This window comes from Dictyobacter alpinus (genome assembly GCF_003967575.1).
In the GTDB taxonomy this organism is placed as follows: domain Bacteria; phylum Chloroflexota; class Ktedonobacteria; order Ktedonobacterales; family Ktedonobacteraceae; genus Dictyobacter; species Dictyobacter alpinus.
The window spans coordinates 1455173-1470203 of the sequence record NZ_BIFT01000001.1 but is presented as its reverse complement, the minus strand read 5'-3'; the positions used below and the strand labels follow the sequence as shown (position 1 = coordinate 1470203).

Sequence of the window (15031 nt, the reverse complement as noted above, 5' to 3'; positions counted from 1 at the left end):
CCGCAAGGGCACGCCGTTACGGTGAGGATTTGCATTGAAAGGAGCACTATAGTAATATTGCTTTATAGATATGTGCTTTTAATATTCTGCGGTAATAAATGTGGCGGAGGTTTTTTATATGCAAACTTTAAACAAATTTTTGTCCTATAAGATCAAAACTATAGCTATCGTAGATTCTGCCTCTGAAGGGCCAGAGATGACGCTCCCGTATTGGGATGTAGAATTTGCTGGCTTTGCTATCGTGCATGTACCCGAAGATCTTCAGACTATTCCTGAAATTATCAATTTCGTTCAGGAACATGCCCAGGCGGTTGTGACGTCTCATCGTCTGGGTGGCTATGGTGAGCCAATGTTCTATGGGGCCGAGCTTGCGGCCGCCCTCTATGATCTAGGTATTCCAACCCTGCTGGTAACCCAATACCTTGATATAGATCAGCACTCCTCAATTCGCCGCTGGCGTGATAAGTTGCCAGTGGTTTTGGAGCTACATGAGGTTGAGCCTTTCATGCTAAGACAGCACCTGGACTTATGTGTGAACGAGCTACGGGGTTATGTTCCTGAGTCGCGTCTTCCCTATCGTGTCATGTTGTGCATTGAGTCTATTCAAGGTGACGCGGACGAGCGCTACATTGATGTTTCTGTTGATTACTGGGATCATCATCAGCGTGTACGTATGCCGATGTCTCTCTTGCCAGCAGATTTACAGGCAACGGTTGTGGCAGGCTCATGGTTATTTGCGATGGTCAATATCAAGGCCGAGTATGCCCATGAATTATACTTCCGCGACTTCTTGCCTGCCTATGCGCCCGAATGTGATGAGAATATGAGCTACTGTGTAAATGTGTTAGATGATATTAATGTGAGCGAAAATCCTATGTTATGGTTTGAGAAGCAGCAGATGTACGAACAGGAGCTGGAAGTGGAGGAGTTTACTCTGATCAAGAATATCAGTAATTAAATGTGTAGGTGTTTGGATGTGAGAGAAATTGCCGGCAGGACCGCCGGCAATTTCTCTCAAACGGGTGTTGGCTATCAAACAGGTAAGGATACTTTTTCAGAGCGTTGAGTCAAGTCCGATGCGGGTTCCCAGGGTGCTGGCGACACTGTAGGGATCACGTTTGCGGGCGGTGACTTCGGCGATCAGGGCATCCCATTCCTGGGGATCGATCTGGTCCTGAAGTTTTTTGGCGACGGCTTGCATAATAAGGTTTTGAATCTCGCTGTGTAGCTGGCGTTGCGCACGCTGGTTGATCTGGCCACTTTCCTTGAGATAGGCGTAGTGTTTGTGTAGAGCAGTGATGAGTTCGCTGATACCCTGTTCTTTTAGTGCCGATGTTTTGATCACAGGAATACGCCAGGCCGATTGGCGGCGGTTGGGATCCAGGCTCAGGAGCATGGTGAGCTCGGCTGCGGTCTGGTCGGCTCCGGGTTTATCGGCTTTGCTGACGACAAAGATGTCGGCGATCTCTAAAATACCGGCTTTGATGGCCTGGATGTCATCTCCCATGCCGGGTGCCATGGTGACCAGGACAGTCTGGGCTGTGCGCATAATCTCTACTTCAGCCTGGCCGGTGCCAACGGTTTCAATGATAATTGGATTATAGCCGGCGGCATCCATGGCTCGTACCACGTCGCGGGTCGCGGTCGAGAGACCTCCCAGGTGCCCACGACTGGCCATACTACGAATAAAGACATTAGGATCACCCGCCAGTTCCATCATGCGGATGCGGTCGCCTAGAATGGCACCTCCACTAAACGGACTGGTAGGATCGACGGCGATGATGCCGACCTTATGATCCTGTTTGCGTAGCTCGCGTACCATACGGGTGACCAGCGTACTTTTACCCGCTCCTGGTGAGCCGGTGACGCCGATAATCTGGGCCTGACCACTGTGTTGATGGAGTTCGGCCAGAAACGCATGTGCCTGAGGTAGCTCGTTCTCGATCAAGGTAACCATACGCGCCAGTGCCCGCCGATCTCCCTGGAGAAGGCGTTCAACGATATTTTTCACGCCAACACCTATACCTCTACGCTTAGACGTTCGGTCTGGATGTTGTTACGGACAAACGTGATGATCTCTTCCGTTGATGTGCCTGGTCCAAAACAACCCTTGATGCCCATTTGTTTGATGGCTGGAATATCTTCATCCGGGAGGATTCCACCGGCGGCGATCAGGATATCATCGACTTCGTTCTGTTTGAGTAGCTCGATGATTTTGGGGAAGAGGGCCATATGGGCACCCGAGAGGATACTCATCAGAATGGCATCAACATCTTCCTGAATGGCTGCCTCCACGATCATTTCGGGTGTTTGACGGATACCTGTATAGATAACCTCCATGCCTGCGTCACGCAGGGCACGGGCGATGATTTTTGCACCACGGTCATGTCCATCAAGTCCTGGCTTGGCTACCAGCACACGGATTGGGCGCGCTGTCTGATTCTCAACCATACAAACTGACTCCTTCGTCAATAGCTGTGCGAGGCGGATCTGGCGCTCGCATCCCTTCAAGAGCGTTTTCATAGAGTACGCAAATCGCGCGCTCTTGTTCTTCATACAGCTCAAGGCTTTGTATTTTTAATTCTACAACGGAGGATGTTTCGCCGCAAGCATGCATTAGTAATTTAGCCCTGTCGATAATCTGTTCTTTTTCAGTATACGCTGTATTGATCGGTATCGGCAGGTGTGCCAGAACATGCTGCTCGATTTGTGGTTGAACTAGTTTGTAGGCAGTATGCAGAATATGGATGTATTCTTGCAGCATGCGCGAGTTGAGCAGGGCCAATAGAAAATAGAGTTCATCTTCAGCACTGAAAGTTTGCTCTGTGGAAGTGTTGGTCTGACTATCAGGTCCGTTTTCTGCCAGTTGGAGAATATAGAGCGTTTGTAGCACAATATGCCCTTGCAGATCCAGTGTGGCCTGCAGGCGTCCGGCGCTCTTTACGAGGAGTAACTTGGGCGCAAGATAACGGTCCAATGGCTTGGAGACTTGTTCACTGGCGATCCAGTAACTGCCTCTGGGTATTTCATATGGGCGTACATCTATGCCACCACGCAGAACGGGATAACTGGCTGGTTGTGACTGGCTGGTTGTGAGGAGTGGACTATCCTTGCCTAATTCTTCGCCACGTCTGATCGTCACATAGTCGCCCAGGTAGGCCAGGGTAAGCAGCGTATTCTCTTTTACCTGTTGCTGTATCTGGTGGTACAGGCGCTCGATCAGGGTACCGGTGATGGCACTCAGTAGATATCGTAACTCTGCTCGTGGCTGCTGGCTTAATAATTGCTGCGAGACACTTGAGGCTGTCTGCAGGGTAGGCTCATTATTGTTGCTTACCTGTTGTGTGGTAGTAGATACATCGGACCAGCGTGCGCGTTGCCAGGAGATCTGGTGCAGGTGATGCGGCGGCGTCTTCTGGGCAATAATTACTGCCGCCCCCACATAGGCCGTAAACACATCAGCCAGATGCCAGATGTGATGGACCGTTGTTTCCACTAGTAATAATTGACGTTCCCGAGTTGCATTGGTTCGTGCCAGTACAGGATCCGGCAGCACCAGCCCTATCCAGCCATGGGGTTTGACCACCTGGAGTGCCAGACTAAGGAAAAGTAGATAGCTATCGGCCTGACCACGCTGATGGGTGGAACGATAGCCGCTGAGATCGATATTCTTGGCGGCAAGATAAGGAGGATTGGCCAGAAAGAGATCGATATTGCTATGCTGCTCCCAGGGAAATGCCAGACCGTCTGCCTGATGGATATGTGGCTGCTTTAAGGCCTTACTCTTAGGATAACTGCTGGCAAAGGTCTCGTGTATTTGTAGCTCGGCTAACGTGCAAGCGATGGGATCTGGATCAAAGCCCCAGATGTTTCTTTTGATGGAACGGGCAATCTGCAGTCCAGACCTGTTGGTGCGTTGACCATAGGCCAGTAGACGGCGCGTGGCACCAGCTAAAAAGTTACCGCTACCACAGGCCGGATCTAGGACACGCAACATCGAGAGATCTCTGTCTGCTGTATAACCACAGGCATCTAGTATCTGCTCAACGAGGCGTGGTGGGGTAGAGAAATGTCCACGTACTTTACGTTCTCGTTGGGGCAGACCGGCTTCATACCAATGCAATAGATTATGCTGTTGTGTCATTGGCTGACGAGCGTTTTTCTTTCTTTTGCAGTAGCTGCAATGCTTCCCGAGCCGCTAACCGGCCAGCCTCTTTAATACTGGACGCCTTACCTGTTCCCAGCAGTTGTTCCTGATCAAATGCACCAACCAGGAAAATGCGATCATTGTGGCGACCACTTTGTTCGAGGACCCGATAGCGTGGGAGATGACCCGTGCGCTGCAGAATTACTTTTTGTAAACGTCCCTTGGGATTGGTATCAATCGAGTGGTTACTTACCAGTTCGATCATCGGAAAAATTGTGCGTGTGACAAATTCACGCGCCGCCTCGGTCCCGTGATCAATATGGATCGCTCCTACAATCGCTTCCAGTACATCGGCGCACAAGGAGTCGCGGGAACGCTCATTGAACGTACGCAGATTGGCGATATCAACGCAGATAAAAGGAAAGAGTCCAAGGTTTTGTCCTACACGCGCCAGTACACGGCGGCTTACCACCTCTGACTTGACGGCCGTCATCTCGCCTTCGGAGGCATCTGGATGTGTGCGGTAGATATACTCAACCACATGGGCACTGATGATGGCATCACCCAGAAATTCGAGTGTGTCATAAGAATCATGCACAGCCGTATTCGGACAACACGAATGGTGGGTGATTGCCCGCTGTAGCAGTGTACGATCATTAAATGTAATCTGGAGTATTGATTCCAGAGCGGCAAGATTATCTACAGTATCTGCATCGTTCATAGTGCTTATTATATCTCAGTTATAACAAGAGCGTCGAGTCTTCTTGAGTTTCGCTTCAGTTTTTATCCTGCGGGTTGCGCTATAATAGGAAAAAGGATACGTTCATCCTCTAGTATTTTGTCAAACTTCGTTTGATCGGTCGTTCGCCCGCTACGCGGGCGGGAGGGGGGAGAGGCCGGGGGCACAGCCCCCGATCCCCCAGTCAAGGGGCTCGCTGTCCCTTGCATCCCCGCTTTGCCATCACATGATGTCTGACAGACCTCTAGAATAGAGGTGGCGGTAATATTTTTTGTGGATGCATTCTGTTCTATGATAGGTTCAAATTCTATGCGATATATACGCCATTTATTGGTTCTGATACGTAGTTTGGGACTGGCTTTACCACTGGCTGGTCTCCTGTTGTGTTTGTTTACGTTACCTGCTCAGGCCCATGCGATCCTGCTCAAGTCAGATCCTGCGAAAGATGCTGTACTGACGACGGCACCTACCCAGGTAAGTATGTGGTTTACTGAAGACTTGAATCCGGCGTTTAGTACGGCTGAAGTAGTGAATGCCAGAAATGCGCGTATAAATACAAGCGATGCGCATGTGACGGCTAATGATGCTCGTGAAATACAGGTTGCCTTGCCCGCAAATGTGTCACCGGGTGTATATGTGGTGGTCTGGCGTACGCAATCAGCGGATGATGGACATGTGTTGCGTGGCTCATTCCGTTTTAGCGTAGCGCAGGCCGATGGGACGGTGCCACAGGCTAACGGCAACACGGTTCCAGGTACTGGTGTGCTAGGCTCATCCAATGATGCTAGCAGTGGTCAATTGGATAGCTCAAGTTTGTTTAGCTTCCTGATGATTACATTGGTTGATCTGGGTGTTGTTTTCTGGGTTGGAGCGCAACTCTGGCATTCATTTGTGTTGCAATTATTTGATACTGGTGAGTTGGAGCAGCGTGTCGCCGATCAGCGTGCCGTGCAGCGTTTTGAGAGCTTTTTCGCCGCGCCTGTGCTATTGCTTCTACTGCTGGCAAACTTTGGGGTTTTGATAGGACAGGGATTATCTCTCTCTGGTGGTTCCTGGTCGCAGGCGTTGTCACCTGAGACGCTGCAGGGACTGATCCTGCATAGTCGTTTTGGCACCTACTGGTTATGGCGTATCGCCGTGCTGGTACTTGCCTTGCTGCTGGCTATATTTGTGTCCTTGCAGCGTGAGCGCTCACGGATCATCAATAATGCTTTAGCCTGGATCAATCTGATACTGGCTCTAGCCCTGCTGATTGCTATGACCCTCTCAGGGCATGCAGCAGCGGTGAGTGGAGATATCCAGACGTTTGCTATCTTAGGCGATTGGCTGCATCTCCTTGCGGCCGCACTCTGGATTGGTGGGATGCTTTATCTGGCGTTAATCTACTTACCAATTCTGCGTCACACCCCATGGGCCGGGCGGGCGCGCATCTTATTATCGACGCTGGCCCACTATTCACCGCTGGCCATAGCTGGTGTCATCATCATGGCGGTCACCGGTCCATTTAATGCGGTCGTGCATATGGAATCTTTTGAGCAGCTACTGACTACCGCTTATGGCCGTGCACTCACCGTCAAAACGTTGCTAGTAGTCTTGCTGTTAGTCGCCAGCGCTATTCACCTGTTGCTGTATCGACCACGATTAAAAAAGGTTACCGGCGAGTATGAAGATCTTGTTGCTGATCCAATGGATGAACAGGAAGGTAGGCGCGAAACGTTATCGTCGGCAACAGGTCCAGAAGTGAAGGCGTTAGAAGGTAAGCTTGAGGCGCAGACGCGGCGCATGACAAAGATCTTGCGTTGGGAACCTTTGTTGGGGGTGGCCGTATTAGTATGTACAGGACTACTGAACGTTTTCGCGGGCACATTATTGCCGACGACGAGTGGGCAGGCTGCTCCATCCCAGTCTACGGTTGTGAAGCCATTTCATGGTACCGTACAGACGAAAGATCATCAGTATACTTTGAAGGTCACGGTTTCACCAAATCGCTTTGGAACCAATGTGTTTACGGTCAATGTGCTGGATGCTAAGGGGAAGCCGGATACCCAGGTGGGCGTATCGATCTATACGACGATGCTGGATATGGATATGGGCACGGATGCGATTAATCTCCAGCCCGATACTAAAGGGGATTTTAGTGGCCAGGGCGACTTAAATATGGGTGGACACTGGCAGTTGCGTATCGAGGTGCGTACACCTCAGAATACTCTGCATAGCGGAACTATTGACCTTACTACTCCATTTTAATATGTGGGGTAGTAAGTTGTTCTATTGATATTGAGGATGTAGGGATGAGCAAAAAAAATTCTTGGCTACCTGTCCTATCATTATTTATCTTGACCCTGTTCTTAAGTGCCTGCTCCAGTTTGACTGGCAGTACTCCCCCCGCTGCGACGCCTGAGCCGCAAAAGGTGAATGTCTTTGGTACGGCGGCTAACCATGTGCATGCCATGCTGGCCCTGCCGAATGATGTGCTGGTGCTGGCTACCCACTATGGACTCTACCGTTCCTCTAATGAGGGGAAAAGTTGGACGGGACCTGATCAGAGTATCAGTAATATGATGACTTCGTCTTTGACGAGTAGCTTGAAGGATCAGCAGCATGTGTATGTGTTGGCTGAGCATTCGCTGAGTAGCCAGACCGGTGTGATTGGTCTGTATGCCAGTGCGGATGGTGGTAAAAGCTGGCAGCTGGCCTCGAAGGCAGCGGATACAGGTAAAATGTATACCATCGTGGCGGGTAATCGTTCGGCTGATGAAGTGTATGCTTATGTGCCGACCAAAGGTGCCAATGGCTTTGTTGTCAGTCAGGATGGTGGCAAGCACTTTACGTCTCCCGGCGCTCTGCCCTTTGGACGCATTCTTGGTATCCTACCGTTACCTGGTAAACCTGGCCAGCTGCTTGTCTATAGCAATGATGGCGCGGCCCGTACAAGTGATGGTGGCGCGCATTGGGAGCAGCTCAAAAGTTTTGATTCCGCTGTCTATAATATGACGACCAGTGGCCCTGGTGCTCCTATTTACGCTTCGGGTGATCAGGGGATTTTATCATCGCAGGATGGTGGGAAAAGCTTTAAGCTGGTGTATACTGATGCTCGCTATAGTGCTTTGACCTCTGCACCTGGACAACCCGACTTAATCTATGGCAAGACTGGACGCATGATTTATAAGAGTATTGATGGTGGTAAGAGTTGGAAATCGTTGCCGCAGATCAAGGGGAATCTGGAGAATCTTGTGCCAGATCCACAGAGGGCTTCACGTCTCTTTTTATCGTTATCTTATCCTAGTGAGGTCTATCAATTTGATCAGCAGGATGCGGCGTGGTCTTCATTAACACCAAAATCATAGAAAGATGTCAGGCTCCCATCCCAATGGGGGTGGTGAATTTTCTGCCAGCCTGGGGAGCGCAGGCGCCCCCATTCTTATTTTATTGTTTGGTGCAGAAATGGCGCACGTGCGCCATTTCTGCACCAAACAATAAAAATAGTAGTTAGCGCAAAAAAGTGCACATTCGCGCACTTTTTTGCGCTAACTACTAAACAAAGGAGGTTCCCGTCAGGGAACGAGTGTGGAGATGTGCCATAAGGGTGATGGGGATGAACGTTAGACACATTTATAAAGAGGAATAGAGGCCAGGTATTACATGTATATACGGAATTATGCGTTTTTCGGCATGTTGATATTTCTTGCATTGGCGGCAAGTGTCGCGTTTGTACCAACTGTGCAGGCGGATGGGGGTGCCCCCAATCTGGCTTATGTGGCTGGTGCCAATGGTGGCGTGGGTGTCATTGATGTTCAGCAGCAGAAAGTAACCAAAACTATTAAAGCTGCAGGCGATCCGCATATGGTGGCATTAAGCCAGGATGGTCGCTTCTTGTATGTGACACAGCCACAGTTAAAGCGTCTGGCCATCATTACCGCCAGGACGGGCGAGCAGTTCTGTAGCGCTAACATTCCAGGGGAGCCTACCTTGCTGGTCTTTGATCCCAACGTTAAATCTTTGTATGTGGGCGGTCCTCAAAGCTCAACCGTTACTGTGGTTGATTCTGACAATTGTAAGATCAAAAAGAGCATCCAGACCGCGGGTCCTGTCTATGGATTGGTTTATGCTGCGGTTGGCTCGGCCGTCTCGGGGAAAAATGGCAATCAACTGTGGGTCTCTAATGAGAAAGCTATCTCGATCTATGATGATGTTAGCGGCCAATCCCTGGGAACGGTAGCCGTCCCACAGGGACCTCGCTACCTGTCGATTCCGCCTGGGGCGACAGTCTATGCCACCACCAACGAGGGCTCGATCCTGGCGATCGACATGGGATCACACCAGGTATCCAAACTTATCAGTGGTGGTAGTTATGGTCCTATGGATTTCAACGAAACGAACGGCGAAATATACGTGCCCGATAGTGCTAATAAGCAACTAGTGGTTTTGAATCCGGTTAATGCTGGCTTTGTCCTTCCGAAGGAACCCAATCATGTCCTCAAACTGGATATCGCCCCGCGTTCAATTGCGGTTACCAATGACGGACAACTGGGTTTTGCGGCTTTAAGCAATGGGCAGATAGCGATGTATGATATTCCTGGTCGCCAGGTTATTACCATGATTGCCACCGGAGGCACGCCACAGTTTATTATTACCGGCCTCTATCCACCCAGCCTGGGCTCTACGCCTGAGCAGGCCAGCATGATTGATAAGTTTGGCAATATCCTTGGCTATGTAATCGTCGTTGTGTTGCTGGTCGTACCCTTTATACTGTTCCGCCGCTACTCCAGGGTGCGAACCGCCGTTAGCGCCAACAATGCCCCGGTCGTACCTGCGGATAAAGCTGAGGAGGAGCACTCCTCTTCTCAGCCGCCGTCAGAGCTTTGACCATTTTAAAGCCAGTGATTGTCGCTCATACTCTCCTTTTACTGTGCCAGTAAAGGGAGAGTATGTCCGTTTTACGAACAAGCTTGTCCTTTCCCTTTCTTGAGAAAAACGCTTCAGCTGTTTACACTATGTCCATACCGTATCTGATACTCACGCTATTCGGACAAGGAGGACTGAAATGCTTAACGCTGAACAGCAGGCTTTTTATCAAGAAAATGGTTATATCCTGGTTAAAGGGGTATTAACCAAAGAGGAGGCCCAGGCCTATCGGCAGGAGTGCCATAGTCTGGCTGAGCGCCTCTCAAAAGAGAAGGATATCGATGCGACCTGGGGGAGTGCCAGGACTGGAGTTGCGGCCCCTACGAAGATTTTGCATTGCCATGATGTGCAATTCCAGGCGGCGGCCTTTAGCCGTTTGCTGGTAGATGAGCGTATAACAGGTATCGCCTCGGATATCATTGGTAGTCCTAATGTCCAGTTGCATCATAATAAGATGTTTATTAAGCCGCCTGAGAAAGGTTCACCATTTCCACTGCATCAGGACCATCCGTTTTTTCCGCACCAACATCATAGTATGATTGCAGCGATAGTGCATTTTGATGATGCACCGATGGAGAAGGGCTGTGTCTGTGTCGTGCCCGGCTCACATAAATTAGGTCCATTACAGCACCTTCCAGAAGGTAGCTGGCATTTGCCACTAGAACAATATCCGCTGGAGTCCGCGCAACCATGTCCCGCAGAGGCTGGTGATGTCTTGTTCTTTAGTTACTTGACCATTCACGGCTCTGGTGTTAATGTCAGCAATGAGGCCCGCACTACTGTATTAATCCAGATGCGTGATCCTCAAGACCCACCAACTGTGGATACCCATAAATCGCGCGGTCAGGGTATGATGCTACGTGGTATCGATCCCTTGATCTCAAAATAACTCTGTAAAGAAGGATGTTCCTGTCAGAAATGTCGATTGAAACACCACGGCCGCGTTTTACCAAACTGAATGATCTTCCCTTATCATTACAGCTGGGAAGTTATCATAGTGAGTTATTGGGCTGGGGCTTTTTTGAGCCACGCTACTGGCGCAACTACTTGCATCTCCATTCCTGCTTTGAAGTCTGCTATGCCTTTCAAGGCGAAGGAAGTTTTCGGGCCGGTTCAACACTGTATGAGATCCATGCGGGCGATGTATTTATTGCTCGTCCAGGTGTCAGTCATGAGATCATTTCAGCACAGGAACAGCCGTTAGGCATCTATTTCTGGTCCTATAGTTTGACGCCTGGACCCCGGCAAAGCGTTTCTAGCCAGAGTGACGAACGCATAAGTGCCATCGATAACTTGTTGGCTGCATTTGGTAGTTCAAAGGATGTCGTAAGCGCCCGTACCTCAGCCATGCTACCAACGCTAGAACTGCTAACGCAAGAGATCGCCAATCAGAATCCAGGCTACTCCCAGATCATTGAAGGACTTGTCACCAAGCTCCTTTTGGATACAGCCCGCTCGGTCGTGGATGATGAAACGCTGGCTCTGGCCGAGAGCCAGCTCTCCAGAAATCCCGATCGCGCTATCGTCCAGGTAATTGTGCGCTATATACGCGATAACTATAGTCAGCCACTCTCAATCCGTGATCTGGCGGCTCAGGTTCATCTCAGTGAGCGCCACACCTGTCGCCTGTTCCAGAAAGAGACAGGAGAGACCATGATGGCCTACCTGACAAAACTCCGGCTGGATATCGCCTCCCAGTTACTCCTCGAACAACAGATACCACTCAAAGAGATCGCACAATCCGTTGGCTACCCCGACGTACGCTATTTTATCACCCTCTTCCGCCAGAAAACAGGCCAGACCCCAACAACATTTCGCCAACAAGGCGGCACCACCTTCTTATAATCAGTACTCAAAATGTAACAACCCCCAACATATGTAGCCCCCCAACATATGTAGCCCCCAAACCCCAACATGTGTAGCCCCCCAACATGTGTAGCCCCCAAACCCCAACATATGCAGCCCCCCAACCCCAACATATGCAGCCCCCCAACATATGTAGCCCCCAAACCCCACCATGTGTAGCCCCCCAACATATGTAGCCCCCAAACCCCACCATGTGTAGCCCCCCAACATATGTAGCCCCCAAACCCCAACATTTTGAGGGAGAGAATGGCGAGGCGGTCGCAACCGCCTCGCCATTCTCTCCCTCAAAAAAACAAGCGAGCGCCGCAGGCGCGAGGTGTCAACAAAAGGGTCCACAAAAAGCATTTCAAAAGGGGCCATGCACTGAAATTGTTCAGTGCATGGCCCCTTTTGAAATGCTTTTGCTTTACTCTTTGCCAATTATACCGGCAATTTCGGGCGCTTTTTTCAAGATGTGCGGTGCAACGGTGTTGGTTACCAGGATATAGAAGACCAGAGCATAAAGTAGCGAGGCCGGCAGGCTGAGTATCCAGATCCATTGCGCATGGAAGAACACAGGTAATACGACCGCTGCCGCGACAGGAATCATCAGGACCATCATGATGAGCCAGGCTACCATTGAGAGAGCGGCGCGCAGACAGCCACCTTCGGCCGACATATTGCTTGTCGTCTGAAAACCACGCCGTGCCTGACGCATTTTTTGCGGTAGAAAGACGCTGGTATAGTTGCCAATACCCAGAATAATACCAATACCCGCCAGACCAACCACCAATGCCGGAGCCACATATATCCAGCCATTGGTGATGATTGCCGCCAACAGAATCAGGACCGCAACTTCAAACAGGCCAACCAGGAAAACCGCGATGTTTTTGCCCCATAGGATATAGCGGGGATCAGTTGGAAAGAGGAACAGGGTGGTAATACCCTGACGCTCAAAACCCAGCGAGTTGTAGGCCAGCGTATATAAAGACAATAGGATGAATAGCGGAATGGTAGGTACTACCCATGGACCCAGCAGCGCGAAAATCTGGCTACCATTTCTACCAGCACTATTAAACACGGTAAAGCTGAAGTAGAGGATCAAGAATACGATTGAGAGCAAGGATTGTAGAAAGATGGCTTTGATCTGTGGATCACGCCAGAAGTATTTGAGATCCTTGGTCAGCATTGCTCTAACCGGTACCGGCAGGTAGCGTGTAATCAGGTTGCCGCTGGCCGCGCTTCCTCCTGTCGCAGTAGCAGTAGCGGCGGTGGCACGCTGACGACGAACTGTTTTGGCCGAGCCGGCACTTTCTGCCGCGGTCAAACCACGCTCGACGATCATTTGCCAGAAGAATAAGAAGCAGAGGCTGATTACGACCAATGCCAGCAACCAGACTATGCTCAAGAGCCAGTTACCAATTGACGCTTGCTGAATGGCGCGTGCCGCCATGCCTGAAGGTAACCATTGCAGGTAAGGCGAGATGCGGGCACTCTTCAGGGCCTCCAAAAAGCCTTCATTGGCAAATCCACGTATAGCAAACTGGCAGAGGTAGCCACTGGACGATAAAAGCACGACCAGGATCACGCTGATATCGCGGAAACGCCGGCTCTGCAAGAATCTTTGCAGCAGGGCCAGCACTAACTGACTGGCAGCCACCAGTTGTACATAGAACACAAGCATGGTGACAAATGCCATTAGTCCCAGTGGGATCGAGGTGGCCCAGCCAGCCACAACCGCGGCCAGGGCGATTAGCAGGCCCACCGTTGGAATGTCCAGCAGGGTTGAAATGACCAGGCTTAACATCAGTTCGGCCCGCGTTAGTGGAAACAGCGCCAGTTTAGAGATGTCCAGTCCCTCATTGGTTGTGAATTCTAGTAGTGGCAATATCAGCCATAGGGCGAAGATTCCGGTCAAAACCAGGAATAACACTTCGGCATTGGCTGGCTGGGGGAGCAGGCGATAGGCTAAAAAAGTTCCGCCCGCAATACTCAGGCCCAGGGCCAACACGAATATACCGAGGAAAATGGTACCGATAATACGGCCTACACGACTACCGCGTGTAAAGCCACGGGTAAACATTTTCCAACGTAACCAGAATAACCATCGAATTTTATCGCCGTGGATAACCATCCTTGTACTCCTAATCCAACCAGCTTAAATTGTGGTTTTCATTGCGCACACCGATCACATTGAGGAAGATATCCTCTAAGGTGGCATCTTTATCTCCACCATTGCCACTGGCACGCTCACGTAGCTCTTGCAATGAACCTTCAGCGACCAGCACACCCTGGTTGATGATGCCGACACGTGTACAGAGCCGCTCCACAACTTCCATGATATGTGAGGAGAAGAAGATGGTGGTGCCGCGCCGCGTGAGGTCTTGCAGGATATCGCGAATGACACGTGAACTGACTGGATCAATGCCCTCAAAAGGCTCATCCAGGAACAATACCTGGGGGCGATGAATGATGGCGGCGGCCAGGGCTGCTTTTTTGCGCATACCCACTGAATAGTCGACAATCAATTTATCAGCATCATTGGCCAGGTCCAGAATCTGAAGCAACTCTTCAGTACGTTTCTGGATATCTGCTTCAGGCACACCATACATATGTCCTGAAAAGATGATAAATTCTCGTCCCGACAGGCGCTCATAAAGATTCAGGTATTCTGGTAGCACACCCATCAAGGCTCGTGCCCGTAGCGGATCCTGCCAGACATCGACGCCTCCAACCCAGATATTTCCTGAACTGGGTCGTAGCAGACCAACCATCATCTTGATGGTTGTAGATTTACCTGCGCCATTCGGTCCGAGAAAACCAAAGAACTCACCGGCCCGCACCGTGAGATTCAGGTTATTGACCGCCCATTTCTGATCAAACTGGCGAATCAAATTGCGTGTCACAATGGCATAAGATGTATCCGTATTCGTCTGCGCGGGAAGTGGTACAGGAGTAACGTAGGGCTGCTGCTGTTCAATTGAAGAAGTAGTAGATGAGTTCGGCTCAGGAAATGTCGTCATGCTCATTATCCTTTTTTCTATGCTGCCTGCAGGTGCGATATCCTGCGGCTCTTTCAATAGGTCCGGTCAAATAACACGCATATGGCCAGGCACCTGATGACTCTCATTGCCAGCGGCTATATAAAGTATAGCAGAAAGCTATTTTTTTACCAGCCTTTCACACACACAAACGGAAGAAGATGAAATTTATCAAATAGAGCGATATTGTGTATTTTGTTCAGGCATGGTATGGAGAAAAATCCTACCGTCCACAAATGGTATGAGAGGCTATGTTAAGGAGCAGGCGTAAAGCGGCAGGACCTATCCCGCTTATTGATTATACAATATTATCAGGTACAACATCATACAGTAATTGTAGCAGATAGACACTTC

Annotated in this window: 12 protein-coding genes; 6 read left to right on the top strand and 6 right to left on the bottom strand. The window is 50.2% G+C overall.

What is annotated here, in order from left to right:
- Window positions 1-118 precede the first annotated feature (118 nt).
- Window positions 119-958, top strand: coding sequence for a hypothetical protein (locus EL633_RS05725; RefSeq protein WP_126626265.1), 840 nt, complete (start codon window positions 119-121; stop codon window positions 956-958).
- 96 nt (window positions 959-1054) lie between these two features.
- Here the strand turns inward: EL633_RS05725 and meaB are convergent, their stop codons facing one another.
- Genes meaB through rnc form a run of 4 tightly spaced genes read right to left on the bottom strand, consistent with a single transcriptional unit; the run spans window position 1055 to window position 4868 of the window.
- A complete protein-coding gene (gene meaB / locus EL633_RS05720) occupies window positions 1055-2011 on the bottom strand; it encodes a methylmalonyl Co-A mutase-associated GTPase MeaB (RefSeq protein WP_126626264.1) in 957 nt (318 codons plus the stop codon).
- A gap of 8 nt (window positions 2012-2019) precedes the next feature.
- Window positions 2020-2451 (bottom strand): cobalamin B12-binding domain-containing protein, encoded by a 432-nt coding sequence (locus tag EL633_RS05715; protein ID WP_126626263.1) that lies wholly within the window; start codon window positions 2449-2451, stop codon window positions 2020-2022.
- The gene (locus tag EL633_RS05710; RefSeq protein WP_126626262.1) at window positions 2444-4144 is read right to left on the bottom strand and encodes an N-6 DNA methylase; all 1701 of its coding nucleotides are present in this window, start codon (window positions 4142-4144) and stop codon (window positions 2444-2446) included. The genes EL633_RS05715 and EL633_RS05710 overlap by 8 nt, the downstream gene beginning before the upstream one ends.
- On the bottom strand, window positions 4128-4868 hold the full coding sequence (gene rnc, locus EL633_RS05705; RefSeq protein WP_126626261.1) for a ribonuclease III: 741 nt from the start codon (window positions 4866-4868) through the stop codon (window positions 4128-4130). Before rnc ends, EL633_RS05710 begins: the two co-directional genes overlap by 17 nt.
- 327 nt (window positions 4869-5195) lie before the next feature.
- Between rnc and EL633_RS05700 the strand changes: the two genes are divergently transcribed.
- The 5 genes from EL633_RS05700 to EL633_RS05680 all read left to right on the top strand — a co-directional run bounded on the left by EL633_RS05700 (window position 5196) and on the right by EL633_RS05680 (window position 11636).
- The gene (locus EL633_RS05700; protein WP_161981974.1) at window positions 5196-7133 is read left to right on the top strand and encodes a copper resistance protein CopC; all 1938 of its coding nucleotides are present in this window, start codon (window positions 5196-5198) and stop codon (window positions 7131-7133) included.
- A 44-nt stretch (window positions 7134-7177) separates the two neighbouring features.
- A complete protein-coding gene (locus tag EL633_RS05695; protein ID WP_126626259.1) occupies window positions 7178-8233 on the top strand; it encodes a WD40/YVTN/BNR-like repeat-containing protein in 1056 nt (351 codons plus the stop codon).
- Between the two features lie 295 nt (window positions 8234-8528).
- Window positions 8529-9752, top strand: a complete 1224-nt coding sequence (locus tag EL633_RS05690) for a YncE family protein (protein ID WP_126626258.1) — start codon at window positions 8529-8531, stop codon at window positions 9750-9752.
- A gap of 178 nt (window positions 9753-9930) precedes the next feature.
- Complete coding sequence (locus EL633_RS05685) at window positions 9931-10680, top strand: phytanoyl-CoA dioxygenase family protein (RefSeq protein ID WP_126626257.1); 750 nt, start codon at window positions 9931-9933, stop codon at window positions 10678-10680.
- 29 nt (window positions 10681-10709) lie between these two features.
- Window positions 10710-11636 (top strand): AraC family transcriptional regulator, encoded by a 927-nt coding sequence (locus EL633_RS05680; RefSeq protein ID WP_161981973.1) that lies wholly within the window; start codon window positions 10710-10712, stop codon window positions 11634-11636.
- A 427-nt stretch (window positions 11637-12063) separates the two neighbouring features.
- On the opposite strand, the gene EL633_RS05675 is transcribed toward EL633_RS05680, so the two are convergent.
- Window positions 12064-13770 carry a hypothetical protein gene (locus EL633_RS05675; protein WP_126626255.1) on the bottom strand — a complete coding sequence of 569 codons (1707 nt, stop codon included), beginning with the start codon at window positions 13768-13770 and terminating at the stop codon, window positions 12064-12066.
- 10 nt (window positions 13771-13780) lie between these two features.
- The gene (locus tag EL633_RS05670; protein WP_170216687.1) at window positions 13781-14659 is read right to left on the bottom strand and encodes an ABC transporter ATP-binding protein; all 879 of its coding nucleotides are present in this window, start codon (window positions 14657-14659) and stop codon (window positions 13781-13783) included.
- Window positions 14660-15031: the final 372 nt, after the last annotated feature.

Bases quoted from the DNA above. Each gene is read 5' to 3' on its own strand.
- EL633_RS05725 (WP_126626265.1), top strand. From the start codon at position 119: ATGCAAACTTTAAACAAATTTTTGTCCTATAAGATCAAAACTATAGCT.
- EL633_RS05715 (WP_126626263.1), bottom strand. From the start codon at position 2,451: ATGGTTGAGAATCAGACAGCGCGCCCAATCCGTGTGCTGGTAGCCAAG.
- EL633_RS05710 (WP_126626262.1), bottom strand. From the start codon at position 4,144: ATGACACAACAGCATAATCTATTGCATTGGTATGAAGCCGGTCTGCCC.
- rnc (WP_126626261.1), bottom strand. From the start codon at position 4,868: ATGAACGATGCAGATACTGTAGATAATCTTGCCGCTCTGGAATCAATA.
- EL633_RS05700 (WP_161981974.1), top strand. From the start codon at position 5,196: ATGCGATATATACGCCATTTATTGGTTCTGATACGTAGTTTGGGACTG.
- EL633_RS05695 (WP_126626259.1), top strand. From the start codon at position 7,178: ATGAGCAAAAAAAATTCTTGGCTACCTGTCCTATCATTATTTATCTTG.
- EL633_RS05690 (WP_126626258.1), top strand. From the start codon at position 8,529: ATGTATATACGGAATTATGCGTTTTTCGGCATGTTGATATTTCTTGCA.
- EL633_RS05685 (WP_126626257.1), top strand. From the start codon at position 9,931: ATGCTTAACGCTGAACAGCAGGCTTTTTATCAAGAAAATGGTTATATC.
- EL633_RS05680 (WP_161981973.1), top strand. From the start codon at position 10,710: ATGTCGATTGAAACACCACGGCCGCGTTTTACCAAACTGAATGATCTT.
- EL633_RS05675 (WP_126626255.1), bottom strand. From the start codon at position 13,770: ATGGTTATCCACGGCGATAAAATTCGATGGTTATTCTGGTTACGTTGG.
- EL633_RS05670 (WP_170216687.1), bottom strand. From the start codon at position 14,659: ATGACGACATTTCCTGAGCCGAACTCATCTACTACTTCTTCAATTGAA.